Consider the following 25,746-nt stretch of genomic DNA (forward strand, 5'->3'; position numbering starts at 1 on the left):
ATAAGGATTTAATTGACTCTCCGATTTGTCGTAACTCATAGATTTGAATCTTGCTTTCATAGCTTAATTTCATAAAAATAGCACCCCAATCGTTAGATTTTACGTCTAACTTTTGGGGTGCGGTTCATCCATGCAAAGGGGGACTAATTTAACAACCGTCTTTGTCATTTTCATCATATCCTCTCTATTAAGTAAAATGTTTTATCATTACAAAACACCTCAGAAACTTCCGGCCGCAATCCGGCTTGATTGTCTGCCAGACTTAACCGTCTCCTAATAACTGCCGGTTCCGCCTTATTGTCATAACAGTCTCCTTTTTGGGTTTTAAAATTATTCTACCCTATCCTTACAAAAAGGTCAGCTATTTTATGTACTATTTTAAAACTAAAAAAGAGAGAACCAATCTGATTCTCTCGCGTGCTTAGTTATAATTCACCCACTACACCACTGCAGTTGACAGTGAACTGAAAAATCCTATGGGTATTTCCCAAAATATTTTTTAAAAATATAGGTCTAAAAACAGTGACGGACTAAAATAAACTGAAATCATTCTTTTCTTAGCTCATTTCCTGCGAGTCATTTTTAAACCAGCTCAGGTTTTCATTTTTTAAGCTGACAGCTAGAAAAGCAATTCCGCAAAGCAAAACAACACAGGCCAGCAAACTGCCTTCTGTGCCAAAGGAACCTCCTGACAGCCATTCAGCTGCATCCGATTTCACTGAAAATTGAAGAATTGAGGCACCGGCCGGCTGACCGCTGACAGCAACTCCAAAGATATTGCCCTGAGTAAAATTCCAAGCAGCATGCAGACCGGCTACACCCCAAATATTATCAGTTTTGAGCATATAGAGAGCCATCAGAAAGCCAGATAAAATAATACTTACTATAGACAAGAGCGTTACGTTATTATTTGCCAGATGCAACAGTCCAAACAAACTGCTGGAAACGGCAACAGCAATCGCCAGATTGGTCCGCTTATAGACATTGGGCAAGAGCCAGCCGCGCGTCAGTAATTCTTCTGTTCCACTCTGGATAAACCAAAAAGGGATGAGAGAAAAAACATAAGCCAGTGTCGCTGGAGATAAATCTACTCTTTCAAATGTCAAGCCTCCCAAAAAATAGGATAAGGCAAAGGATAGGCTAAATAAAACTGTTCCAGCCAGCCATCCCTTTCCTATCTCTATCAGCCATTTTTCTTTTATAAATCCTAAACTGCTGATTGGCCGTCTTTCAAATACTTTAACCCAGAATAAAACTAAAAGTGTCATAAAAGTAAAAAGGGACAGTTGAAAATAGAGCGAGCTCACCCAATTTTTGACAATAGCGGGATCCCGCAAAGCCACAGGTACTGACAGAATACCCAAAGCAATGCTTCCAAGCAGGCTGCCCAGTATTTCAAAAACAAGCAGCAAGAGACAAAATAATATCACCTGCAGCCAAGAAGGCAGCTTTTTATAGCGATTAATGGGAATCTGTAGCATTTTTTTATTATTCATATCATTATCCTTACTTTAAATTTTCAGTATCTAAATTCTCCGAGTTCTATCACCTGGACAGAAATGCTTATCAACTAATCAGTCTGACTTAAGGAAGAATCTCTTGAGCAAATAAGGCATGTTGTCAATATTATACCGAGCCATCTGTATCGGAGAAAGAATCATTCCTTCCCGCATCCATTTCAAAGCACAGTTAACCTGTCCGTAAGTATGAGCAGTCAGCGCATAATCAAGCTCCTCCGGAAGCTTATCCAATTTCAGATATGAGAGAATAATTCCCCTCATATATTCATAAGTGTGAGAAACAAATTGACGATAAAACGAATTTTGTCCTTCCTGATTAATAACACAAAGAAAGTAGTCTGAATTTTCAAAAAGTGATTGATAGGTGCTGATTACGCACTGTTCCCATGTTTCTGTCTTATTAAAGCAGGAAAGGATCTTATCTACACGACTGATATAAATCCAGCCAATCAGATCATATTTGTCTATGAAATGGTTATAGAAGGTGCGGCGAGACATATTACATTGACATACTATATCCACAACAGTAATCTTTTCTACTGATCTTTGCTTTGAGAGCTCTAACAGAGCATTTGCAAAAGTTTCTTTTACATCACTGCTCTTCATCATAAATTCTCCTTTACATTATTATAAATTTGTAAATTTTTTCCCATTCTTCTCCAAATGTGAATTCTCATTTTTTATTATAAATGTTAATTTTATAGTGTCAATATATTTTTTATATATACTTGGAGGTAATAATTATGGCATTTGACTATCTCTTTTCATCTGGTAAAATCGGTAACTGCTACACCAAAAACCGTATTGTTATGTCTCCCATGGGAGAAAATATGGGTAATGTCGACGGCTCTTTGAGTGAACAAGCTTTTGCCTATTATCTCGAGCGCGCAAAAGGTGGAGCCGGAATCATCATCCCCGGCGTTCTTTCAGTTGATTACCCGACCGGAAAAACCGATGGCTGCCAGCACCGGCTTGATGATCCCAAATTTGTTGTCGGATGGTATAGATTAGCTAATGCTATCCATCACGAAGGAGCTTTGCTCATCCCTCAGATTCACCACGCAGGAGCTCAGACCAATCACATTACAGCAGAAGGGAGAACGCCTGTATGTGTAAGTGATACGGATGAAATTGAACATGCTTTTATTCGATATTATAGAAGTTACGGGCCGCAGCACGAGCTTACAACGGAAGAAATAAAAGAACTGGTTCAAAAGTTTATTCAAAGTGCAATTTATGCCCAAAGTGCACAATGTGATGGTGTAGAAATCCATGCAGCACACGGATACTTGGTTTCTCAGTTCCTTTCTCCGGATACTAATAAAAGAACAGATGAATATGGCGGATTGCTTGAAAATAGAATGCGCTTCCTCGTAGAGGTTATCCGCGGCATACGTAAAGCCTGTGGACCTAACTTTATTATCGGAGCACGCATTCCCGGAAAAGAATGGACAAAGAATGGATTAACTCCGGAAGAATGTTTGGAAATAGCACGTACTTGTGAAAAAGAAGGATGTCAATTCCTCGATATAAGCGGAGGAACGACCGTTTTATCTTCGACACTTATGGAGACACAGGGCTATGAACAAGGTGACAGAGTTCCTCTTGCAGAAGCAATCAAGAAAGTTGTCAACATTCCTGTCTTTACAGTTGGAAATCTGAGGGAACCAGAGTTCTGTAATAAGGTTATTAAGGACGAAAAGGCTGATTATATCTGCCTGGGGCGTTCTCTGTTGGCTGATCCTTACTGGCCAAAGAAAGCAGAGTCTGGAAGAACAGATGAAATACGGCAATGTATCTCTTGCTTTGACGGATGCTTTGCCAATATATGGTCTTTTAAACCATGTGGATGTGCTGTAAATCCAAATGCTGGATTCGAAAGAGATTTTAGTGAAAATGATCGCACAGAAAGTCCTAAGAAGGTAGTGATTATTGGTGGAGGACCAGCAGGTATGCAGGCCGCAGTTACTGCAGCAAGACTGGGACATACTCCTATTCTTATTGAAAAAGATGATAAACTTGGAGGACAGCTGAATATTGCCTGCGTTCCGCCACGAAAGTATCCGATTAAATATGAAACAGAAAATCTTAAAAAAGCGCTGAAGAGATACAATGTTGATGTTCGCCTCGGCCTAGAAGCAACACCGGAAATAATTCAAGATTTCGGAGCAGATGCAGTTATCGCAGCTACCGGTTCCTTACCTGCTGTTCCACCTATAAAAGGCGTTGAAAACACTGTACAGTCATGGGATATTTTAAGTGGCAAAGCTGCCTTACCTAAAGATCAGAATGTTATTATGATTGGCGGAGGCGTTGTTGCCTGTGAGACTGCTCACATGATAGCAAAAGAGGGAAAATGCAAGGTCACCATTCTCGAAATGCTCCCAACTATCGCAAATGGTTTGGAAGCGACACATCTTGGCGACCTTATGGCAGAATTTGCGGAGTTGAAGGTAGAAGCAATCACCAATGCTAAAGTTCTTGAAATTCATCCCGGTGAAGTGACGTATTCTGTTGGTGACGAGATTAAAACTATCCCTTGTGACACTTCTGTACTTGCGACAGGTCAGAGATCAGAAGGCAACCAACTGATCGAAGCCCTGCGGGCAAAAGGTACGCGTGTTATTACTGCCGGTGATGTAATACGCCCAAGAAAGATTATGGATGCTGTCAGAGAAGGCAATTTTGCAGCTTATCAGCTCTGATTTTGATACCCCGTTCCAATCAAATTTTGCTGATAAACGATATCCCTGTGTAACATAATTACCATGCTTTATGCGTATATGAAATCTTTTCTATTAAAAATCTTCTATGATGACTGCTTAGATGATAACAGAGACTAGGCAAAAACGAGCTTTAAATAAAAATCACACTGTAATTCCCATCTTGAAAACAATCAGGATAAGGTGAGCACAGTGTAGTTTTTATTTTTTCATGATTTAACTGCCAATTGTTTGGTCAATTCTGTTAGATTCAGTCTTACAATTTCGTATTTGCTAATTTTCGGTTCTCTGAGTCTTCACTTTTCAAATTGATAAGTACTCCCTTAGGAATGATATAAGGGTAAGAAGGATGATTTGGAAAAGTTATCACATAACAAAAATTAAGGATGAAAAGAGAATCTAAGCTTTCCGAAAAATTTATTATCCATGTATTCACGTACATATTTATACTCAATATCAACTTATAAATTTGAATTAGCAAACTTAATCCCATAAATAAGATGTTTAGACCACTATACGATGGTTACACTCAAAATGTATAATAGTTACGACAATTTTCTCTTTTTTATGACTCATTTGGTTCTTTCAAAATTAGCTAATCTCCTTTAATTTCAACTCTCTCAATCTTTCTTTCCTTACCTTCAACATCTCTTTTTCCATCTTGCTCCATTTTCCGAACAAACATTCTTGCAAGACATCAGCAGCTGAGCCTTCATCCGCTTTAGAATCATAGACACACCTTTTGTCTCTTTGGTAAATTTGGATGTGGTCAAAAACGTTATCATTTTCCAACTCTAGTAGATTATTTTCCAAATGCTCCACAATACCATCATGGTGTTCTTTAGGCGTTGCTCTTGCTTGACTCGGGTCTACCGCATAAAGCTCTTCATAACGGATTAGAGTGCTTAAATAAGACAATTCAGGCTTTGTCGCAATCAAAGCTAGTGAGACATGATAGCCTTGTGATTTCAATAGCTGAGCTGTTTTGCGTGGGACTTCTGTCGTTCTCAAAGTTCCTTCAATTAACAAATGATAACCTTGCTTGCTGAGTTCATCAACGAGGTGTTCGACCATTTTTCCTGAAAAAACTTTGGTATAATCCACGCTATCCTTACCGTATTTCTCTTGTAAGGCTAGGTAATTGGGATGTAAAGAGCGATAGATATCACCATCAATAATGATGATATTGCCTTGAAGTTCCTTTTGCTTAATCCGATGAATTGTTGTCTTACCTGCTCCGCTTTGACCACCTAATAATAGCTTGTGGATTGGTTGAAATCGTTTTACCACGAGTTAAAGAACGAATGGTTCGTTTTAAGGCTAGGTCAAAGTCATCTTGACTAAATTCTTCCAACCGCATTAAGCCACCACCTGATGATTAGCAATATTTAACATACGTTCAATCCCATCCAAATAACCATTATAGCGTTCTATTTCATCAAAGGTATTGACAAGATAAATCTTGGTATTGATAAGGTTCGACAAATCATCACTCATCAAAATCCAAGGATTAGTCTCATCATCAAAAGCAATCCCTTGACTATCTTGAAAACGATACAGTTGGGATAAAATAGCTGCGCCACGCTCTTTGATGACTTCGATTTTCAGCGTCAATTGATAATCTTCCACTGGTGTCAGCATCTTTTCTTCTCCCACAATATCGACATAAGATACATTAAATTTCTGACAAATACGGTCTATGAGCTCTGTCGAAACGGAACTTGTCCCATTTTCATAACGGCTAAGACTATTGCGTGAAATACCAATCATCTCCGCAAATTCCGGTTGCGTCAAACCATGTGTCTTTCGTAAAGATTTTATATTTTCTCCGATCATAGAGGCCTCCTCTAGTTTTTCTTTATTATATCATAAAAAAAGAAAAACGCACTAAAAATGGTGCATTATCCGATTTTAAGTCTTCTTGAGCTTGTATTTACATTGATAAATTTATCAAAATAGCTTGATACTAACAAAATAATCCAAAAAATATCATAAAGAGAGATGGTGTAAGTCTTCAGTAAATCCTACATAATTTCAGGATCCATCACATTTGGACTTTCTATATAGCATTTCTTGCAGAGAAGAACAAAATTAGACGATGTATCTTCACCACCACTGGAATGTGGAATAATATGGCATCTTTGTAAATTCGTTTTATGCGCACAACGCCAATACCTCTCGTGGGCTTCAGACCAAGCTACACTTAATTTGCCTTCAAACATTCTGTTTCCCCAATAAGTTACAATTTCAGTAAAGGTTGTTTTAATCGGTGGTCTCTTTGGCATACTACTACCTTCTATAGGCTATTTGATAATTTTTCCATGAATGAAAATATTTATTGATTAATGTTTTTGAACAGTCGTGCATAGTGACACTCAGCTGATTCATAACAAAAAGACCATTTTAAATTACTCTCTGTTTCAACTTTCCACAAAAAGATTGCTGTTTTGGAAGTTAAATTTATAAGATTTTCTACAACTTCATTAAAATTATCTTTTGATAGCGAAGTTCCCCTCGAATACTTAAAACCATTTTCCGTAACAAGTTGTGGTCTATCATCTGCACTAACTTCATCATCAGAATCTCTATTAAGATGTGCTAAATCATTTCTTAAAGCGAAAAGATTGTCTAACTTTTCTAATAGCATATTATCACTTACATTAACTTCTAAAAATTCTGAATATGTTTTATATTTTTTTGAAAAATTTTTCCCGACTGAATAGTGCTTTGCAATCTTATTCAAGTAGGTCAAATATTTTTTTGAGTCATAATTTTTATTTAACTTTTTTGGTAGACCAACAACTAACCTTTTCCCATCTTCATCTTTCTTAAAACCTTTTGCTAACAAGTCTATATTTAGTTTTAGCAACTGCTTAATAGAATCTTTGAAATATAGTTCAAGAACAGCAGTCAGTCTCAAAATATAATAGTTTATAAAAGCACTATACATTTTCGAAGAAGTTACCTTTGAATCAGTAAATATTAAATCAAGACTACTCTTATCAAAATCTTTCTTAAGCTTCCCTTCTTCAATACTTGACGCTAAAGCACGTTCCCCAAGATTAGAAAAGTCACTTGCACTAACTTGCAGCATAATAATAGACTCATTTTTCAGTTCCTCTGCCAACCTTGAAAATGTAACATAAGATACCCCAATCTCTCCTTTAGATTTTTTAAAAGAGTTATCACATTCCATAAATTAACCTCTCAAACAATAAACATTACCCATAATATTTCCAATACCTCGCTCAATTTGTTAAAAAGCACCACTAGACCTTTTTAGTAGTTCACCTTGGAACACAAAAACGATCTGGACTCTTAATCTGCGGCTCTTTCTAATAATCCGACTGCTTCACAATGATGCGTCTGTGGAAATAAATCCACCGGCTGGACTTTCTTCAGCTTATAACCCAATTCTTCGTAGCGTTTGATGTCACGCGCCATGGTAGCTGGGTTGCAGGAGATATAGGTGATTTTATTTGGTTGCATGGCAACGCTAGCTTTGATGAAACTCTCAGTAAGGCCTTTGCGTGGTGGGTCAACGAGGATGACACTTGGTTTGATGCCTTGCTTGCTCCAGTTGGACATGGCATTTTCGGCGCTATCAGCCACGTAGTGGGCATTCGTAATGCCGTTTAGCGCAGCATTTTTCTCAGCGTCACGGACTGCAGCTTCGATGACCTCTACGCCGTAAACGGCCTTGACTTGCTTAGCAAAAGATAAGCCAATGGTGCCAATACCCGAGTAGGCATCAATGACCACATCATCAGCGGTCAAGTCTGAAAAATCAATGGCTGTCTGGTAGAGTTTCTCTGCCATGACAGTATTGACTTGGTAGAAGGATTGGGCGGAAATAGCATAGCGGTTGCCCAGCATGGTGTCTTCAATGGTGTCACTGCCGTAAAGCGTGCGAAATTCTGGACCAAAGATAGCATTGGTATTCTGATCGTTGATATTTTGGATGATGGACTTGACTGCTGGAAATTCACTGATAATCTTTTCAATCATCTGCTCAATGCGAAAGATTTTCGGTCGTGTCGTCACCAAAACCAGCATCATTTGCCCTGTATAATGCCCCCGGCGGACAACCAGATTGCGGATCAGACCAGTCTGCTCCTTCTCATCGTAAGGTTTGAGGTCAAAGCGGCGCAGCAAATCACGCGTGAAATTGATGAGCCTGTCAATTTCCTTGTCTTGAATATAAAAATCTTCAATCGGCATGAGGTCATGCGAATTTTTACGGAAAAAACCGGTCTCCAGCTGACCATTGACACGGCGGACAGGTACCTGTGCCTTGTTGCGGTAGGCTCTTGGATTGTCCATCCCCAATGTTTCAGCCACTTCCACATCTGAAATGCCAGCCGTTTTGTAGAGGCTGTCTACCACTTGCTTGCGCTTGAATTTCAGCTGTTCTGCATAAACCAAATGCCCAAAATCAGCAATCCCTGTTCGCAAATAGGTGGCATCTAAGTTTTTCACTCGGTGCGGGGAGGTCTGCAGATACTCCTCCACTTTTCCATAACCGATATTTTTTCTGACTTTAAGCACGCGCATCAGGATTTTTTCACCCGGCAGAGCATTATCCACAAAGAAAACCAGGCGGTCAATCTTGGCAACTCCTGCACCGTCATGGCTTAAATCAACAATTTCAACTTCTGCAATATCATTCTTTTTTAACATTTTTTCTCCAATACAAAAGGCGGTCTCAACTTCTCAGCCGCCTTTTATTATATCATATTAGCGAATGCCTAATTTTGTCAGTCGCTTTTTATATTTTTTAAAGTTAATAGACAGAGCCTGACCGCCGTACATATCGTAGTCATCAAGCCAATCACCGTACTCAGGGACTGTAATCTGCTCAATTTCTTTACCATTGGTCAAAACGGATAAACCGTGGCTCAGCAAAAAGCCGTAAGATATATTGGTGGAAGTCAGAGCATAAATTTTACCTAAGGCTGCAGAACCCGTAAAGAGCTTAGCCGGATTTTTAATCTGAGACATGACAGCCGACATGACTTGCTGCTGGCGCTTGGTCCGGCCAAAGTCCCCCTCGTCATCCTTACGAAAACGTGCATAGTTAAGGAGCGTCCGTCCGTCCATCTTCTGCCTGCCGACAGAAATCGTCTGATTAGGAACGACACCGTTTTTCATATTGAGATCATCCGGTACTTCAACAGAATCCACTGCATTGCCATCAACAGTAGCAAATTTAGCATTAATTTCTACGCCATTAGGGAAAAGCGTATCAATAGCTTCTGCAAAAGTTTGAAAATCAACCATGACGTAATATTTAATGTCAATGTCAAAATTACGCTTGAGGGTCTGACGCATCAGCTCAGCGCCCTGGTTATTGTCCTGCTCGCCGATATTGAAGGCAGTGTTAAGCTTATTGTCATAGGAGTAATTATCGGCACTGACGCCTTTAATATTGACAAGCGTATCGCGCATAAAGCTGACCATCTTGACCTTCTTATCTTTATTGCCGACATTTACGACCATGATTGTATCAGTCCGTGCTTCGGAGGATCCTTGTGTGATGCGCTGATCGCTTCCTAAAACCAAAATATTCGTTCCGTCTTTGGCATCTTGGCCGTTAAATTCCTCGACAACAGCTGGTTTATAGTCCTTATTTTTTCCGGAGGAAATATCATGCATTCCCTTAATAAACATAATAATCATGCCAACAAATACTGCCAGCAGTATAAGACTGATAATTTTTAAAAAACGTTTAAAGGTCAGCTGTTTCTTCTTTGGCTTAACCTTGGCCGGTGCCTGAGCGGCCTTTTTCTCCTTGCGGCTCTGGCGGGAACGATTTGATGTCTGGTCTGGATAAACAGGTAGACCCTGATCTGTGTACTGATTGCTCGAAGAATCTTCCTCCCATGAATCAGCATCTTGATAATCATCGTCATAATAATCATCATAAGACTGCTCATAATCCTGATAGTAGTCTTCTTCAGGCTCATCATAATAAGAGGCTTCCTCAGCGCTGCTAGCTTCAACCTTCTTTCTAAGATAGTCAAACTCAGCCTGTTCACGGTCGCTGAGATAGGCTATGTTTCTTAAGAGGTACTCGTAACGCAGCTGTTCATGACGGCTTACTTTCCCCTTGTCGTTTCTGCTCATTTTTAATGTCTCTAACTTATTTTTTTCTAATACTTAGCAATTCTTTTAAAGCCTGTAAACGGCATACATACCCAAAATTTTATACTGAATTCCGATACTTGTCAACTCTTCAAGGGCAAAAGAAACCAATTTTTTATTGTGACTCTCAAAATCAATAATAAAGAAATATTCACCCAGAACCGTTTTCAAAGGACGGCTTTCAATCTTAGTCAGATCAATCCCCCTCCAAGCAAAGGTAGACAGTGCCTTGTAAAGGGCTCCCGGAAGATTGTCAGGAAGTGTCAGAGCCAGAGATACTTTGTCATCAGTCTTTTCCAGATGAATCTCGGGCACCTGATGGCCCAGCACCCAAAAACGTGTATAATTCTCTTCAATTTCCTGAATGTCCTGTGCAATAATAGACAGACCGTATTCATCAGCTGCTGCTTTAGGGGCGATGGCCGCAAAGTTCTCCTGAGGATGCTCCGCTACCAGCCGAGCCGCATAAGCCGTGCTGGCAGTCATCTCAATTTTAGCATGAGGATAATGATCTTTAATATATTTTTTACCCTGCGCAATGGCTTGAGGATGAGAAAAAATCTTCTCAATATTTCTATCTGCTCGAACAGCCATCAGCTGCTGCTTAATAGGCTGAATGATTTCAGCCACAGCTTGAATTTCTGCCTGATGAAACAGATAATCCGTGGTTTCATGAACACTGCCCTCAATCGAGTTTTCGATAGGAACAATGGCAAAATCAACCTTCTGATCCTCATAAGCCTTGATAACTTCCGTAATATTAGCCAAAGGAAGCAGATCAGCTTCCGGAAAGGCCTGTATGGCTGCATTGTAGGTGAAAGAGCCACTTGGTCCTAGATAAGCAATTTTCATTTGATTTCCTCAAGAATTTGCTGGGGTGTTTTATTGGTGACATCAATAATTATATTGGCTGCTTCTTCATAAAGAGGCTGCCGTCGATCAAAAATCTCTTTAAATTTTTGACGGCTGTTATTTATAAAAAGAGGACGGACGTTATTGTTATCCTCTTCAATTCTCTTGCAAAGTGTTTCAAAATCTGCTTTTAAATAGATAGTTTCTCCATTTTGAGCAAGAATCTGACGATTACGTGCGTTCTCGACAACACCTCCGCCTGTTGAAATAACTGTATCAGAGGATTTGGCTAAATTTTCCAAGGTTTTTGTTTCCAACTGACGAAACGCAGCTTCTCCCTCTTTTTCAAAGAACACTGCGATGGGCATCCCTATTTTCTCAGTAATAATAGCATCCATATCTAGAAAATCAGGGTCTAAAAGGTTGGCAATGGTTGTTTTTCCTGCCCCCATAAATCCAATCAAAATCTTAGCCATTAACAATCCTTTCTAAATCACTGAAAAAGCTAGGGTAGCTGGTGTTGATTGCTTCGGCTCGCTCTAATTCAACGTCGCCATCTGCCACCAGCAAGGCTGCAATGGCAGTCATCATACCGATACGATGATCGCCGAAAGTATTGACCGCAGCACCGTGAAGGCTGGTTTTTCCTTCAATAATCATCCCATCATCCGTCGGTGTAATATGAGCACCCATAGCATTCAGGGCATCTGCTACAACTTGAATGCGATCAGTCTCCTTGACCTTTAGCTCTTCAGCATCCCGGATAATTGTTTTTCCTTGGGCCTGCGTTGCTAAAAGGGCGATAACCGGCAGCTCATCAATCAAACGCGGGATGATATCTCCACCAATTTCTGTTCCTTTCAGATTGGAACTCTCAACCGTGATGGTTGCTGATTTTGCCGTTTCATCTTTATCAGTCAGCTTAATTTTGCCGCCCATAGCTTCAATAACTTCGAGAATCCCTGTCCGCGTTTCATTGATACCAACGTTTTTAAGGGTTAGCTTGGCATTAGGAACAATCAGTCCTGCAACCAGCCAGAAGGCCGCACTTGAAATATCACCGGGAACAGTGACTTCCTGTCCTGTCAGCTCCTGCTTGCCGGCAATACGAATTTCTTTGCCATTTACCTCTAAATGGCCGCCGAACTGTTTGAGCATATCCTCTGTATGATTGCGTGTCTTTTCTTTTTCAATAATGACGCTCTCGCCGTCAGCCTGAAGCGCCGCAAAAATCAGAGCTGATTTTACCTGAGCAGAAGCGACCGGAAGCTGATAATGAATGGGGTTAAGTGCATTTGAACCCTTCATTTTTAAAGGCGGCAAATCGCGATCGGTTCGCCCGGAAACTGTGACTCCCATCTGCCGAAGCGGAATAGTCACTCGGTCCATAGGCCGCTTGGACAGGCTGTCATCTCCAAACATTTCGACTTCAAAATTTTGACCGGACAAAACACCTGAAATCAAACGGATAGATGTTCCGGAATTTCCCATGTCCAAAGCATTTTGAGGCGCCCTAAGTCCCTTAAAGCCACGGCCGTGGATTTCAACCACATCTCCCTCATCTTTAATGTCAACGCCCAAATCGCGAAAGACCTGCATAGTAGAAAGCACATCTTCGCCGCGTAAAATATCATGAACGGTTGTCACCCCTTGGGCCAAACTGCCAAAGATGATCGAACGGTGGCTGATGGATTTATCTCCTGGAATTTTTAGCTGTCCTTTTAACTGTTTTGCATTTGTCCGTAGTTTCATTTATTGCTCCAAAATGATTTTTCTTTATTTTATCATAAGATAGTCAAAAACTTTAGAAAATCTTTTCTTTATTCACAATAAAAAAACAAGGATCAGATAAAAATAAACAGAACTCTAAAAGTTAGATAAAAAATCTATCAGATGGAAACCATCTATAAAATTCCAGCCTTTAGAAATTTATCAGCACAACGGCCGTTTAAATATTCTTATCTTCACCTAGTATGTGAATCTCAGACGGGCTCTTCCCAGCTTATCCAGAATAAAACAAGCAGGACTTAATTAGCTAATCAGTGTGAACTAAAAAGACAGTATTATCTAATAAGTGATTTTACTCAGCCTTGAAAATACCATAATGAAAAGCATGCCCAAGAGTATCAGTTCCCGCCTTTCAGAAAAGATTAATTTGCCAGATCCTGAAGAGGCTGAAAAATAATGCGTTCGATATCGTTGATATAGATTGCAAGAGCTTGCTGGGTTTCAGCGTATTCCTTTAAAAGCGGACTGGCTTCAATTTTTTGACTAAAATGCTGCATTTCTTCCTGCATTTCGGAAGTCGGCATTTGTCCTGTCTGCATGTGATTTTGAATTTTCATTTGAAATTCTGTAAACTCAGACCACAGTTTTTTGGCCTCTTCATCACCGTCGAGCTTAGCTTTTGCCTGAACAGCAGCTTGATACTCTGGCAAGGCGCGGATACCGCGCTCCAATTCATTTGCTAAATCATAGATATTTTCTGCCATTATATCCCTCCTTTATTTAATCTAGATAAACATGATAACTTGTGTTTTGACTGATTACTTCCTGAGCTCGTTTCAGATCGCGCTCACTCTTGAAAGAGATTTGTAAGATACCATTGATATCTTCCCGATTTTCTTCATTGATGCGGACATTAACCAGAGAGGTTCCTCTCAGCAGCTCCAGGATTTCCAAAATGACATTTTCTTCATCGGGAACATCCACATAAATATCATAAAAGCTGTCAACACCCGCGCGTTTGTGAATTTCCATATTTTTACGAATTTGCCGGCCCCGATTAAAGAATTCCCAAATGGCATTTTCATCTTTGGCTTTAATCAAATCAGAAATCCCGTCCAGCCGCTGCTTGAAATTTTCAATGCGATCTAAAACAGCTTGAGAATTCGTCAAAAGAATGCTCGTCCACATACCGGGTTCACTTTCTGCAATGCGCGTCATATCGCGAAAACCGCCCGCAGCAAAGTGTTTGGTCATTTCATGGCTTTCTGAAAAATCACCTGCCTGCTCCATAAGGCTTGAAGCGATAATATGGGGAAAATGACTGATTTGGCTGGTCACTTGATCGTGTTCTGCTGCATCAATTTCAACGTATCTAGCATGCAAACCTGACAAGATATCCTGCAAAGCAGGTATGGTGTCAGCTGCAGTCAGACTTGACGGCGAAAAGATGTAATAGGCATTTTCAAACAGATTAACGTCTGCTGCAATAGCTCCTGATTTATGGCTTCCAGCCATAGGATGGCTGCCTACAAATTGGACAGACTTGTCTTTAAGGTAGTACTCCGCAGCCTTGACAATTTCAAATTTGGTAGAACCGGCATCTGTAATAATAACATTTTCTTTTAAATCCAACTCGGCCAAAATTTTGATAAAATCAATTGTTTGTTTAATCGGCACTGCCAAGATGATAACATCCGCCAAGGGAGCAAATTCTTTGAAATCGGCAGTCGCTTCCTCCACAATTCCGCGTTCAAGAGCGATATCGCGTGACTGGTCAGAACGATTGTAACCAATAACCTTATAATCAGGATGACCGCGCTTAATCCCTAAAGCAAGGGAGCCTCCGATGAGCCCCAGTCCTGCGATATAAATTGTTTTAGTCATTACATCCTCTGCTTTCCTAGTACAACTGATTGTTTTTCGCCAGTTTTTGTTCTGCCTCTAAAAGGTAACATCTGCGCTCTTTCCCGCCACAGCTTAACTTTTTGCTGCTTTGCACTGAACAAGTATCTTTATCTAAAAACAGCTTCTCTAAGTTTAAAAATGCTTAACATAGTCACGATGGCGCTGAACAGCTTCTTTTAGTTCTTCTAAATTATCCGAAGAAAATTTATCTAAAACTTCTGTCGCCAAAACTGTTGCAACCACACTTTCCATGACCACCGCAGCAGCAGGTACAGCTGTTGGATCTGAGCGTTCTACACTGGCCTTGTAAGGTTCATGCGTTTCAGTATCAACGCTCATCAAAGGTTTATAGAGTGTCGGAATCGGCTTCATGACACCGCGGACAACGATAGGCTGGCCATTGGTCATACCGCCTTCAAAACCGCCAAGATTGTTGGTTTTACGCGTATAGCCGTCTTCTTGGGACCAAACAATTTCATCCATAACATCACTGCCTTTGAGATAGCCATCTTTAAAGCCCAAACCGAATTCAACGCCCTTAAAGGCATTGATGGAAACAACACCCTGTGCTATTTTAGCATCTAATTTACGATCCCACTGAACATAAGAACCCAGACCAACCGGAACACCGCCGACAACCGTTTCAATAACACCGCCGATGGTATTGCCTTCTTTTTTTATCCGGTCAATATAATCTTTGATTTCCTGCTCACGTTCCTGATTGACAATAGAAACCTCTGACTGGCGGGCCCGTTTTTTAATCTCAGCTACAGTCAGATTTTCAGGGACATCCACTTCAATACCGCCAAAAACGACCACATGACTGGCAACATCCATGCCAATCTCTTCTAAAAGACGCTTGGCAACAGCCCCTACCGCAACACGCATGGTTGTTTCACGCGCACTGGAGCGTTCCAGACTGTTGCGCAGATCAGAAAAACGGTACTTCATGCCGCCAACCAAGTCAGCATGGCCCGGACGGGGCTTGGTTAATTTTCGAATCGATTTCTTCTTCTCTTCAATGTCAGCGGCACTCATGACCTCAGTCCAATTTTTAAAGTCTCGGTTGCTAACATTGAGCGTGATCGGGCTGCCCATGGTTAAACCGTGGCGGACACCGGAGGTAATCTCTACCTGATCGGATTCAATTTTCATACGGCCGCCGCGGCCATAGCCCCCTTGACGCCGCTTTAATTCAGCATTGATATAATCGGCGGTCAGCGGAAGACCTGCCGGCACTCCTTCAATAATAGCTGTCAGACGAGGACCGTGCGACTCCCCAGCTGTGAAATATCTCATCTTACTTCTCCAAGTACTCCTTCATCTCTTCCAGACTGATTTCATTGATAGCAGCCTGCCCTAATTGGGGAACAATGACCATTTTTATCATTTGGCCGCGCGCTTTTTTATCATGCTTCAGAGCTTGGTACATAGGCTCAGCAGCCCATGGCTCATAAGAAGTCGGCAGCCCAAACTTGGAACACATGGCCTCAATTTTTTCTGTTATTCCTTTAGGCATAAGCCCCTTTTTTTCCGCAATACGGGAAACCTGTACCATGCCAATAGCGACCGCTTCGCCGTGCATGATCTTGCCGTAGCCTGCAGTCTGCTCAATAGCATGCCCTATCGTATGGCCAAAATTGAGATAGAGCCGAACGCCGTTATCCAGCTCATCTTCAACAACGACCTTGCGTTTAACATCGCAGGAACGATAAATAATCATCTCAGAATTTTCTAAAACGGAATCTGCAGAGCCATCCAGAGCATCCAGTTTATCCCAGAACTCTGCATCAGCAATCAAACCGTATTTAATCACCTCGCCCATGCCCTCAATCAGCTCACGCTTACCAAGCGTCTTGAGAGTATCCGGATCAATCAGAACACCGTCAGGCTGAGTAAAGGTTCCCACCATATTTTTAGCAAAGGGAGTGTTGACGCCGGTTTTACCGCCGATAGAAGAGTCTACCTGAGCTGTCAGGCTGGTTGGAATCTGCAGAAAATGGATGCCCCGCATGTAAGTCGATGCAACGAAACCAGCCAAATCACCGACAACACCGCCGCCCAGAGCAATAATCCCATCGCTTCTGGTCAGGCCCCGTTTCACTAAGAATTCATAGGCCTTGTTGGCCGTTGTCAAATTTTTACTGGCTTCACCTTCTAAAAAGTCAAAGACAACCACCTCAAAACCGGCATCTTCAAGGCTGAGCTTTACTTTTTCAGCATAGAGGCCTCCAACACGGTTATCTGTAATAATGGCTATTTTTTGCGGTTTCCAAAGTTTTTTGACCCATTGGCCTGCCTGAGCTAAACTGCCCTTTTCAATAACTATATCATAGGGATTTCGAGGAAGATTGACATTTAATTTCATAGAAACACCTAAATTCCTTTATTTATATTTTTCTGCTAATGCCTGCCAGATTTCCTGACTTGGCATTTCTTTTCCTGTCCAGAGCTCAAAAGCTTCTGCTGCTTGAAATAACAGCATACCCAAGCCGTTTACAGCCTTTAGGCCGCGGCTGCGGACCAATTTCAAAAACGGCGTTTCAAAAGGCTGGTAGATGACATCGGCAACCATGATATTTTCAGGGAAGTCAAAGTTTTCATCGATGATCATGGATTTGCCATCCATACCAACACTGGTGGCATTGACAAATAAGTCAGACTCTAAAACTTTTTCCTGAATTAAAGCCACATCTTCAACCGGAAAGACTTCAAGAGGAACCCCTGTTTTACTGGAAATCCGCTGAGCCTTTTCCTTAGTTTCCGGTAAAAACTCTGTCTGATTAAAAATGTTAATTTTTGCAGCACCGTTGATGGCAGCCTGAGCAATAAGAGCTGTTGCAGCGCCCCCGCCGCCAAGAATAGTCATCACCTTATCCTTAACATCAAAATCAGCAAAAACACTCAGACTTCTAAAAAAGCCCAGCCCGTCTGTATTGTAACCTAAGAGTCTGCCGTCTTTATTGACAACCGTATTGACTGCTCCAATCAGGCCAGCTGCTTCTGTTATCTCATCAAGATAAGGAATAACGGTCTGTTTGTAAGGCATGGAAATGTTAATGCCAAACATATCATAACGTCTGACATTTTCCACAGTAGCCTCAAGTTCAGATTCTGGAATATCCCAAGCCACGTAAACGCCGTTGACACCCGTTTTATCAAAGGCATAATTATGAATAAAAGGTGAAATAGAATGTTTAATGGGTGTCGCAACAACTGCGGCTAAACGCGTATGACCGTCAATTTGCATCTAAAACCTCCTTAATTTTGCGCATATCTGTCAGTGAAATCTGCCCGGGAGCACTTTCTTGCTCCAAACTGGCAAAAGTCCACGAGCTGCCTGTTAAATCACCCGCCAAACGCGATACCTGTCCTAACTTGGACATGGACATGGTGACATACTCCTGCTCAGGATTCAAGGTCTTGAACCCCCTTGTATAATTCATCAAATCAAGAACATCCTGTTCATTTTGAGGCATAACAGCTATTTTCACTACACGCGGTCCCAGAGCCGTCAGTTCCGAAAATACCTCCATCAGATTTTCAGGAGTTTCTTTAAAATTATGATAGGACAGGACCAAATTAGAAAAATCGTACATTTCTTTTAGGACTTCACGATAAGAGAAATACTCAAAATCAATATAATCCGGCTGATAGAGAGTTGCAATATCACGAATAATGGCAAGATATTCCGCACTGGTCAGCGAAATATTACCACCCTCTTTTTCTGTCCGCAAAGTAAAGATGACTTCACGCCCTGCAAATTTTTCAAAAATAGCCGGAGCTACTGTCAAAATATCATCCTTGGACAGATAATCTGCCCGCCATTCAATAATGTCAGCGCTGCTAATTTTTGCTAAATCAAGCTGATTCACCTCGTCAATATTTCGAGGCATAACAGGAACTACTATTTTCATAAATTATTAAACCTTTATTGTAAATACTTTTAAATAATTGCTGCTTTCATCTTTTTCATTGACAGCAAAATCACCGGGTAACTGCTGCAAATCAAGATAAGTATGCTGGCGTTTTCCAAAACCTTTTTCAAGCTGTTTTTTAAACTGAGCGACCGTCATGTTGGAAGCATTGGCTGATGCAATCAGCAAGCCATCCTCAGCCAAAATCTCAAGTCCCTGACTAATTAACTTATGGTAGTCTTTCGAAACGGAAAAAGTTTCTTTTTTGTTTCTCGCAAAACTCGGCGGATCAATAATCAGAACATCAAAGGTCAGCTGATGACGCTTAGCGTATTTTAAATAAGCAAAAACATCCATAATAACCAGCTGATGCTGAGCCATATCCAAATGATTGGCCTGAAAGTGCGCTAAAGAAAGTTCTTTCGAACGCTTAGCCAAATCCACTGATACTGTCTCAAGAGCTCCGCCCATAGCAGCGGCAACAGAAAAAGCAGCTGTATAGGAGAATAAATTTAAGACTCTTTTCCCGGCAGCCAGGCCATTTACCAAGCTGTTACGCACTTGCCGCTGATCCAAAAAAATCCCCGTCATCAAGCCATCATTCAAGAAAACACTGTAAGACACACCATTTTCGGTGACCGTAAAATGCTCCGGTGCCTTTTCTCCGTACAAATGAGCCGATTCGTAAGCAGGTCCTTTGAAGCGAATTTTTTCATAAGCACCCAAAAATTCGGGATACACCTGCCGAAAGGCAGCTGTAATCTGATCTCTCAGCTGATAAACAAAAGCATTGTACCAAGAAAAAAGAGCAAACTGCCCGTAACGGTCAACAGTCATACCGCCAAAACAATCACCATCCTGATTAAAAAGACGATAGGCTGTCGTTAAATCCGAATTTGCCAGAGCTTCCCGTTTTTCCTTAGCTTTTTGGAACAATTCAGCAAAATAAGCCTGGTTGAGTGTCACCTTTTGGGATGACACCAACCAGCCGACTCCCTTATTTTGCTTGGACAGGTAAGCAGTCCCTAAAAAACTGCCCGCCTGAGAATACAGATAAACCGTCTGGTCAGTCAGCCTTATATTGGGAAAATCTTTGCTGCTTAATAACTGAATTCCCCGCTTAATCTTTTTTTCCGCCGAAGAACCCACCGTAAGTCTATTCATAACAACCATTATAACAAAAAATTAAGAAATTTTCTCCCTTAAAAAAACATTTCTTCTATATGCCAAAAATAAATTTATATTATAATCAAATAATAAGATTTTATCTTTATAATGATAAGGAATCGGTATAATGAAAAAAATAGTTAAATTTCTCCTGAGCGTTGTCAAGACGCGTTTAGGATTTATTTTGACACTTGTGCTCATTTATTGGCTCAAAACTCTGTGGGCCTATAACATTGATTTTAGTTTGGACGTAGGCAATTCCTATCAGTTTCTTTTAACACTGATTAATCCTATTCCAGTTTCCCTGCTGCTTCTGGGGCTGAGCCTCTACATAAAAAACACACGCGCTTTTTACATTGTCACAGCTGTCATTTACACTGTGCTCAATGTTCTTTTATTTGCAAACTCAATTTACTTCAGAGAATTTTCGGACTTCATTACGGTCAGCGCAGCTCTTGCCAGCAGTAAAACTTCTGCCGGATTGGGAGCTTCAGCCCTCAATTTGTTAAGACCTTGGGATGCTATTTATATTTTAGATTACATCATCTTCATCACGCTCTTTTCCCTCAAGAAAATTTCTTTTGATCCCAGACCTTTTAATAAAAGAGCCAGCTTTGCTATTTCAGCACTGTCAGGACTTTTCTTTTCGATTAATCTTTTCATGGCTGAAATTGACCGGCCTGAACTGCTGACACGCGGCTTTTCAAATATCTATATTGTTCGTGCTTTGGGTCTGCCGGCTTTTAGCGCCTACAGTGCCAATCAAACCTATCAAACACAAAAAGTGCGCTCTGAGGCAACTGCTGACGAACTCAATACTGTCAAGGAATACGTCAAGGAACACTATGCTGCTCCAAATTCTAAGTATTATGGCATCGCCAAGGGCAAGAATGTCATCGTTCTTCACTTGGAGAGTTTCCAGCAGTTCCTCATTGATTATAAGCTCAATGTTGATGGCAAAGAGTATGTTGTCACACCTTTCCTCAATTCTCTTTACCACTCCAAAGAAACATTTTCATTTTCAAACTTCTTCCATCAGGTTAAAGCCGGAAAAACATCCGATGCCGAGACCCTCATGGAAACCTCGCTTTTTGGCCTCAACCAAGGATCTTTCTTCGTCCAATACGGCGGGGACAACACCCAACAGGCCGCACCGCATATCCTCAATGATACTGGCAACTACAGCAGCGCTGTCTTTCATGGTAATATCGGCACTTTCTGGAATCGCAACAATGCTTATAAACAATTAGGCTATCAGCATTTCTTCGACCAATCCTACATGTCGAAAATGACCAAGGATAATTCCTTCCAGTACGGCCTTAATGATAAAGTCATGTTCTCAGACTCCATTAAGTATCTGGAGCATCTGCAGCAGCCTTTCTATACCAAGTTTATCACCGTATCTAACCACTATCCTTACCAAAGTCTGGCCGGTGATGATACTGGCTTCCCTCTTGCTAAGACAGATGACGAAACCATCAATGGTTATTTTGCGACTGCCAATTATCTAGACTCTGCAATCAAAAGTTTCTTTGACTATTTGAAGGCTTCCGGTCTATACAAAAATTCCATTATTGTCTTGTATGGTGATCATTACGGTATTGCCAATTCAAGAAATACCGACCTCGCACCGCTTCTGGGCAAAGACCCGCAGACATGGACAGAATACAACAATGCCATGCTGCAGCGCGTTCCTTACATGATTCATGTTCCCGGAACAGACAAGGGCTTTATCAGCAATACCTACGGCGGTGAAGTTGATACTCTGCCAACCCTGCTTCATCTGCTTGGAATTGACAGTAAAAACTATGTTCAATTAGGGCAGGATTTGCTGTCTCCGGATAATAAACAGCTGGTTGCTTTCCGCTCTGAAGGCAACTACATCACCCCTAACTATACCAACTACAGCGGACGTGTCTACGATACCAAGACCGGTGTTGAAATCACCAATCCTGATGAAACGACAACCGCCAAACTCAAAGAGCTCCGTGAAGCGGCTGACAAGCAGCTTAGTATGAGTGACGAAATTCAAACAGGTGATCTGCTGCGCTTTGATAAAGACAGCGGTCTAAAACCGGTGGACATCAGTTCTATCTCATATAAGAAGGACTCTCTGGCTTCTCTGAAAAAGATTGAAAAGAAATTAGGTCAAAATTCAACCAGCCTCTACAGTAAAAATGGCAATAAGTCGACCCAAGACTTATACAAAGCCCCAAGCTATAAGGAATTACACCCAGAAGAAGCCAAAGCAGCCTCATCAACAGCAGATACGGATTCGAAAAAATAACTCTATACACAAAAAAAGGACTGGAAAGAGTGAATTCTTTCCAGTCCTTTTTTAGTATCGGCGAAAACAGCCGCTCAGCTAAAGAAGCTACTTTCACACCCAAAATAGTATTTCACCTGTACTGGCTAATTATGTCTGTCAGATTTCCTACAATCGCTGATCGGACGTGTTCCCCATGCATTAGCACTCCTGAACAATAAAAAAAGCGGGACAAAGCTATTAACTTGCCATCCCACTTTTTGAATATCTTATTTACCCAGCTTTTCTTTAGCTGCATCTGCAAGAGCTGTGAAAGCTGCTGCATCATTAACTGCTAAATCAGCAAGCATTTTGCGGTTAACTTCAATTTCGGCTAATTTCAAACCATGCATTAATTGTGAGTATGAAAGTCCGTTCATACGAGCTGCCGCATTGATACGAGTAATCCACAATTTACGGAAATCACGTTTCTTTTGACGGCGGTCACGGTAAGCATAGTAATATGAATTCATCACTTGTTCTTTTGCAGTACGGAACAAGATGTGTTTTGCACCATAGTAACCTTTAGCTAATTTTAAAATACGTTTACGACGTTTACGTGAAACAACGCCACCTTTAACACGAGCCATTTATTGATCCTCCAATAGTTCTTTCTAATTTTTTCTAAGCTACTCTTATTTCATGCGAGTAAGCATTGATTTGATGCGTTTGAAATCTCCTGAATGCACCATTGATGCCTTACGAAGATGACGACGCTGTTTCTTAGTTTTACCATGGAAACGGTGAGATGTATAAGCGCGGAAGCGTTTCAATCCACCTGAACCTGTACGTTTAAAACGTTTAGCTGATGCGCGGTGTGTTTTTTGTTTTGGCATTTTAATATTCTCCTACTTTACTATTTTTATCGACTTATTTTTTGTCTGGAATTGGTGCAAGCTGCATAAACATCTGACGGCCATCCATTTTAGCTCTTTGCTCAATAATCGCAATATCCTGCGTTGCTTCAGCAAAATCAGCTAACACCTTTGCTCCGATTTCTTTATGAGTGATCATACGTCCTCTGAAACGAATTGAAACTTTCACCTTGTTTCCCTTTTCAAGGAATTTGCGGCCGTTGCGGAGTTTTGTTTCAAAGTCCCCTTTATCAATAACGGGACTGAGACGGACTTCCTTAACCGTAACAACGCTTTGTTTTTTGCGCTGCTCTTTTTGTTTCTTCTGATACTCAAATTTGAACTTACCATAGTCCATGATACGGGCAACAGGCGGTGTAGCCTGCGGCTGAATTAAAACTAAGTCAACATTGGCATCGTCAGCAATAGACTGCGCTTCTGCCAAGGGCTTAATTCCTAATTGTTCACCATCAAGGCCAATAAGACGAACTTCGCGGACACGAATTTCATCATTAATGAACAAATCTTTTTTAGCTATGTTCTTCACCCCTTTACATTTTTTCGAGAAAAACGAAAGCGGACTTGACATTTCAAGCCCGCACACATAACTTTCCTTAGATAAGGAATTTTGACATGTTGGGCCAGACAACCTTAGTCGCAAGGCGAGAAGTTCTCACTTCTGCTTTTCTCACTGTTAACCAGTATAACATGTCAATTAATGCCTGTCAATCATTTTCTTTGCTTTTTCTTCAATAAACTGTACAACACCCTCAATTGTGACACCTGTTGTGTCAAAGGTAATGGCGTCCGCAGCCGGCTTAAGAGGTGAAACCTTGCGGTGGCTGTCTTTATAGTCACGCGCTGCGATTTCTCTTTTTAGCTTGGCCAAATCTGTTTCAATCCCTTTTTCAAGATTTTCCTTGTATCGGCGTTCAGCCCTTTCATCAACAGAAGCAATCAGAAAAATCTTCAATTCAGCATCCGGTAAAACAACCGTTCCGATATCACGGCCATCCATAACAATACCGCCTTGATCAGCAATCTGACGCTGAAGCGCAACCAAGGTTTCACGCACCAAAGGCAGGGCAGATACCGTGGAAACATTATTGGTCACCTCGTTTTCCCGGATAGGAAGGCTGACATCAACATCTCCGACAAAGACTAACTGCTGCCCATCTTCACGACGGCCAAAACTAATTGGATAGTCCTCTAATAGTTTAACAATGGTATCTTCATCGGTTAGGGCAACATCATTTTGAAGGGCCAGATAAGTCGCAGAGCGGTACATAGCTCCTGTATCCAAATAGGTATAATTCAGATCCTTGGCAATAATTTTAGCAACTGTACTCTTCCCGCTTGAAGCAGGCCCGTCAATAGCAATTTTAATTCCTGTCATACAATCCTCTTACTTAATTTTTATATTATCACCGGGATTGGCGTACCAATAGCCCTTTGTCATGTGATCCGGATTTAACTCATAAAGTTTCTCAACAGAAATTCCTGCACGCGCAGCAATAGCCGCAGCACCTTCACCGCCTTGAACAGTAAGGGTATCTTCTCCGTCAGAAGAAGTCGTTGTCTCTGTTTGAGTGGACTCGGTCTCGGTTGATTCTGTTACTGTCTGTTCTTCCGACTCTGAAGACTGACTGACTTTGTCAGTAGATTTTTTGACAGTTTTAGAGGAACCGTAAAATCCAGAAGTTGCCGCCTTTTCGTCACTGCCGCCATTAGAAGTATAAAGTACAAAAAATAAAATACCAATAATAATCAAGAAAAAGAGACTCAGCAAAATCGTCAAAACCGGTGTACTGACAGCACGATCATCTTTTGAATTCCTCGTTAATTCCTTGTTTTCAGTATCCGTTTCTGTTACTTTTTCTTCCCATGGTTTATTGGACATGATTTCCCCCTTGTTAAATGTCAACAATAGTATTACAATGTTACTATGAAAGTAGCTATTATCCCAGAAAAATGCATTGCCTGCGGGCTTTGCCAAACTTATTCAGATGTCTTTGATTATGATGATGACGGCATTGTCAAATTTTCAGGCAGCAGCGAAAACGTTAAAACCTTTAGCGATGATGCCGATATTCTCACTGCAGTCAAATCTTGTCCAACAAAAGCACTTACTTTACCGTGAGGGCTTTTTTTCATCCTTGTAAGCCTCAAAATAATCAAGGTTAACAAAATTATCAATCAGCTCAACCTCACCTTTAAAATCCGGATGGACAGCCAGATCATCTAAAAAATATTTTTTCGGCCACTTTCGCATGTAAAAGAGGCTTTTCTTTTTGTTTTTAAGCAGCAGAGTGACTGTTGATTTTGTGACCTCTACTTTTTCGATATCAGCAATCATAATCTTGGACGGTCTAAATATATTTAAGGACACAACCCTTAAAATACCCTTATCTTCAATAATGAAATAACGGTGAAACCCAACACCGACCAAGACAACAAAAGCAATAAACAAAATAAAGAAATACTGCGGAATACTGGTTTGCTCATACAAAAGTGACAAAGCAATGAAAATCGGCATAATCGCAATGGACCAATAAATGATTAGCCACGACAGTTCGGGCTGCCAATGATAGCGCACTTTCCCAAATATTTTAATCACTTACTTTTCCTCCG

General features: G+C 40.9%; 25 protein-coding genes, 2 pseudogenes and 1 other annotated feature. Of the genes and pseudogenes, 3 read left to right on the forward strand and 24 right to left on the reverse strand.

What is annotated here, in order from left to right:
- Nucleotides 1–557: 557 nt before the first annotated feature.
- Nucleotides 558–1,496, reverse strand: coding sequence for a CPBP family intramembrane glutamic endopeptidase (locus tag BMI76_RS07500; RefSeq protein ID WP_075346962.1), 939 nt, complete (start codon nucleotides 1,494–1,496; stop codon nucleotides 558–560).
- A gap of 78 nt (nucleotides 1,497–1,574) precedes the next feature.
- Nucleotides 1,575–2,129 (reverse strand): TetR/AcrR family transcriptional regulator C-terminal domain-containing protein, encoded by a 555-nt coding sequence (locus BMI76_RS07505; protein WP_142355066.1) that lies wholly within the window; start codon nucleotides 2,127–2,129, stop codon nucleotides 1,575–1,577.
- A gap of 134 nt (nucleotides 2,130–2,263) precedes the next feature.
- Between BMI76_RS07505 and BMI76_RS07510 the strand changes: the two genes are divergently transcribed.
- Nucleotides 2,264–4,225 carry an NAD(P)/FAD-dependent oxidoreductase gene (locus tag BMI76_RS07510; RefSeq protein ID WP_075346964.1) on the forward strand — a complete coding sequence of 654 codons (1,962 nt, stop codon included), beginning with the start codon at nucleotides 2,264–2,266 and terminating at the stop codon, nucleotides 4,223–4,225.
- A gap of 609 nt (nucleotides 4,226–4,834) precedes the next feature.
- Here BMI76_RS07510 and pezT read toward each other — a convergent pair.
- The 16 genes and pseudogenes from pezT to BMI76_RS07590 all read right to left on the reverse strand — a co-directional run bounded on the left by pezT (nucleotide 4,835) and on the right by BMI76_RS07590 (nucleotide 19,953).
- Nucleotides 4,835–5,603 (reverse strand): annotated as a pseudogene (gene pezT, locus BMI76_RS07515) (type II toxin-antitoxin system toxin PezT).
- The gene (gene pezA / locus BMI76_RS07520; RefSeq protein ID WP_075346965.1) at nucleotides 5,603–6,079 is read right to left on the reverse strand and encodes a type II toxin-antitoxin system antitoxin PezA; all 477 of its coding nucleotides are present in this window, start codon (nucleotides 6,077–6,079) and stop codon (nucleotides 5,603–5,605) included. Before pezA ends, pezT begins: the two are co-directional and overlap by 1 nt.
- Before the next feature lie 188 nt (nucleotides 6,080–6,267).
- Nucleotides 6,268–6,528, reverse strand: coding sequence for an HNH endonuclease (locus tag BMI76_RS07525; protein WP_075346966.1), 261 nt, complete (start codon nucleotides 6,526–6,528; stop codon nucleotides 6,268–6,270).
- 50 nt (nucleotides 6,529–6,578) lie between these two features.
- Entirely contained in the window at nucleotides 6,579–7,439 is an 861-nt protein-coding gene (locus tag BMI76_RS07530; RefSeq protein ID WP_075346967.1) for a hypothetical protein, read from the reverse strand.
- Nucleotides 7,440–7,561: 122 nt separating this feature from the next.
- Nucleotides 7,562–8,923: a 23S rRNA (uracil(1939)-C(5))-methyltransferase RlmD gene (gene rlmD / locus BMI76_RS07535; RefSeq protein WP_075346968.1), complete on the reverse strand. Its 1,362-nt coding sequence runs from the start codon at nucleotides 8,921–8,923 to the stop codon at nucleotides 7,562–7,564.
- A 57-nt stretch (nucleotides 8,924–8,980) separates the two neighbouring features.
- Nucleotides 8,981–10,369 (reverse strand): LCP family protein, encoded by a 1,389-nt coding sequence (locus tag BMI76_RS07540; protein WP_075346969.1) that lies wholly within the window; start codon nucleotides 10,367–10,369, stop codon nucleotides 8,981–8,983.
- Nucleotides 10,370–10,414: 45 nt separating this feature from the next.
- On the reverse strand, nucleotides 10,415–11,239 hold the full coding sequence (gene pheA / locus BMI76_RS07545) for a prephenate dehydratase (protein ID WP_075346970.1): 825 nt from the start codon (nucleotides 11,237–11,239) through the stop codon (nucleotides 10,415–10,417).
- A complete protein-coding gene (locus BMI76_RS07550; RefSeq protein WP_075346971.1) occupies nucleotides 11,236–11,715 on the reverse strand; it encodes a shikimate kinase in 480 nt (159 codons plus the stop codon). The genes pheA and BMI76_RS07550 overlap by 4 nt, the downstream gene beginning before the upstream one ends.
- Complete coding sequence (aroA, locus tag BMI76_RS07555) at nucleotides 11,708–12,991, reverse strand: 3-phosphoshikimate 1-carboxyvinyltransferase (protein WP_075346972.1); 1,284 nt, start codon at nucleotides 12,989–12,991, stop codon at nucleotides 11,708–11,710. Before aroA ends, BMI76_RS07550 begins: the two co-directional genes overlap by 8 nt.
- 398 nt (nucleotides 12,992–13,389) lie before the next feature.
- A complete protein-coding gene (locus tag BMI76_RS07560; protein WP_075346973.1) occupies nucleotides 13,390–13,731 on the reverse strand; it encodes a YlbF/YmcA family competence regulator in 342 nt (113 codons plus the stop codon).
- Between the two features lie 16 nt (nucleotides 13,732–13,747).
- A pseudogene (locus BMI76_RS07565) lies at nucleotides 13,748–14,890 on the reverse strand (prephenate dehydrogenase); the annotation flags it as partial.
- Between the two features lie 114 nt (nucleotides 14,891–15,004).
- Entirely contained in the window at nucleotides 15,005–16,171 is a 1,167-nt protein-coding gene (gene aroC, locus BMI76_RS07570) for a chorismate synthase (protein WP_075346975.1), read from the reverse strand.
- 1 nt (nucleotide 16,172) lies between these two features.
- Nucleotides 16,173–17,240 (reverse strand): 3-dehydroquinate synthase, encoded by a 1,068-nt coding sequence (gene aroB, locus BMI76_RS07575; protein WP_075346976.1) that lies wholly within the window; start codon nucleotides 17,238–17,240, stop codon nucleotides 16,173–16,175.
- 18 nt (nucleotides 17,241–17,258) lie between these two features.
- Nucleotides 17,259–18,122 (reverse strand): shikimate dehydrogenase, encoded by an 864-nt coding sequence (locus tag BMI76_RS07580; protein ID WP_075346977.1) that lies wholly within the window; start codon nucleotides 18,120–18,122, stop codon nucleotides 17,259–17,261.
- Nucleotides 18,112–18,789: a type I 3-dehydroquinate dehydratase gene (gene aroD / locus BMI76_RS07585; protein ID WP_075346978.1), complete on the reverse strand. Its 678-nt coding sequence runs from the start codon at nucleotides 18,787–18,789 to the stop codon at nucleotides 18,112–18,114. The genes BMI76_RS07580 and aroD overlap by 11 nt, the downstream gene beginning before the upstream one ends.
- Before the next feature lie 6 nt (nucleotides 18,790–18,795).
- Nucleotides 18,796–19,953: a class I SAM-dependent rRNA methyltransferase gene (locus BMI76_RS07590; protein WP_075347061.1), complete on the reverse strand. Its 1,158-nt coding sequence runs from the start codon at nucleotides 19,951–19,953 to the stop codon at nucleotides 18,796–18,798.
- Between the two features lie 130 nt (nucleotides 19,954–20,083).
- Between BMI76_RS07590 and BMI76_RS07595 the strand changes: the two genes are divergently transcribed.
- Entirely contained in the window at nucleotides 20,084–22,243 is a 2,160-nt protein-coding gene (locus tag BMI76_RS07595) for an LTA synthase family protein (RefSeq protein WP_075346979.1), read from the forward strand.
- Nucleotides 22,244–22,491: 248 nt separating this feature from the next.
- Here BMI76_RS07595 and rplT read toward each other — a convergent pair whose 3' ends face one another.
- The 5 genes from rplT to BMI76_RS07620 all read right to left on the reverse strand — a co-directional run bounded on the left by rplT (nucleotide 22,492) and on the right by BMI76_RS07620 (nucleotide 25,015).
- Nucleotides 22,492–22,851 carry a 50S ribosomal protein L20 gene (rplT, locus tag BMI76_RS07600; protein WP_027976332.1) on the reverse strand — a complete coding sequence of 120 codons (360 nt, stop codon included), beginning with the start codon at nucleotides 22,849–22,851 and terminating at the stop codon, nucleotides 22,492–22,494.
- A gap of 45 nt (nucleotides 22,852–22,896) precedes the next feature.
- Nucleotides 22,897–23,097 (reverse strand): 50S ribosomal protein L35, encoded by a 201-nt coding sequence (gene rpmI, locus BMI76_RS07605; protein ID WP_075346980.1) that lies wholly within the window; start codon nucleotides 23,095–23,097, stop codon nucleotides 22,897–22,899.
- A gap of 34 nt (nucleotides 23,098–23,131) precedes the next feature.
- On the reverse strand, nucleotides 23,132–23,662 hold the full coding sequence (gene infC / locus BMI76_RS07610; RefSeq protein WP_075347062.1) for a translation initiation factor IF-3: 531 nt from the start codon (nucleotides 23,660–23,662) through the stop codon (nucleotides 23,132–23,134).
- 15 nt (nucleotides 23,663–23,677) lie between these two features.
- Nucleotides 23,678–23,806, reverse strand: a sequence feature (ribosomal protein L20 leader region).
- Between the two features lie 24 nt (nucleotides 23,807–23,830).
- Nucleotides 23,831–24,511, reverse strand: a complete 681-nt coding sequence (gene cmk, locus BMI76_RS07615) for a (d)CMP kinase (protein WP_075346981.1) — start codon at nucleotides 24,509–24,511, stop codon at nucleotides 23,831–23,833.
- A 9-nt stretch (nucleotides 24,512–24,520) separates the two neighbouring features.
- Nucleotides 24,521–25,015, reverse strand: a complete 495-nt coding sequence (locus BMI76_RS07620) for an SAG1386/EF1546 family surface-associated protein (protein WP_075346982.1) — start codon at nucleotides 25,013–25,015, stop codon at nucleotides 24,521–24,523.
- A gap of 45 nt (nucleotides 25,016–25,060) precedes the next feature.
- On the opposite strand from BMI76_RS07620, the gene BMI76_RS07625 reads away from it, so the two are divergent.
- Nucleotides 25,061–25,255, forward strand: coding sequence for a ferredoxin (locus BMI76_RS07625; RefSeq protein WP_075346983.1), 195 nt, complete (start codon nucleotides 25,061–25,063; stop codon nucleotides 25,253–25,255).
- On the opposite strand, the gene BMI76_RS07630 is transcribed toward BMI76_RS07625, so the two are convergent.
- The gene (locus tag BMI76_RS07630; protein WP_075346984.1) at nucleotides 25,247–25,732 is read right to left on the reverse strand and encodes an EbsA family protein; all 486 of its coding nucleotides are present in this window, start codon (nucleotides 25,730–25,732) and stop codon (nucleotides 25,247–25,249) included. The two genes, BMI76_RS07625 and BMI76_RS07630, sit on opposite strands and share 9 nt — an antisense overlap.
- Nucleotides 25,733–25,746: the final 14 nt, after the last annotated feature.

The organism is Streptococcus sp. 'caviae', from assembly GCF_001937065.1.
GTDB lineage: Bacteria > Bacillota > Bacilli > Lactobacillales > Streptococcaceae > Streptococcus.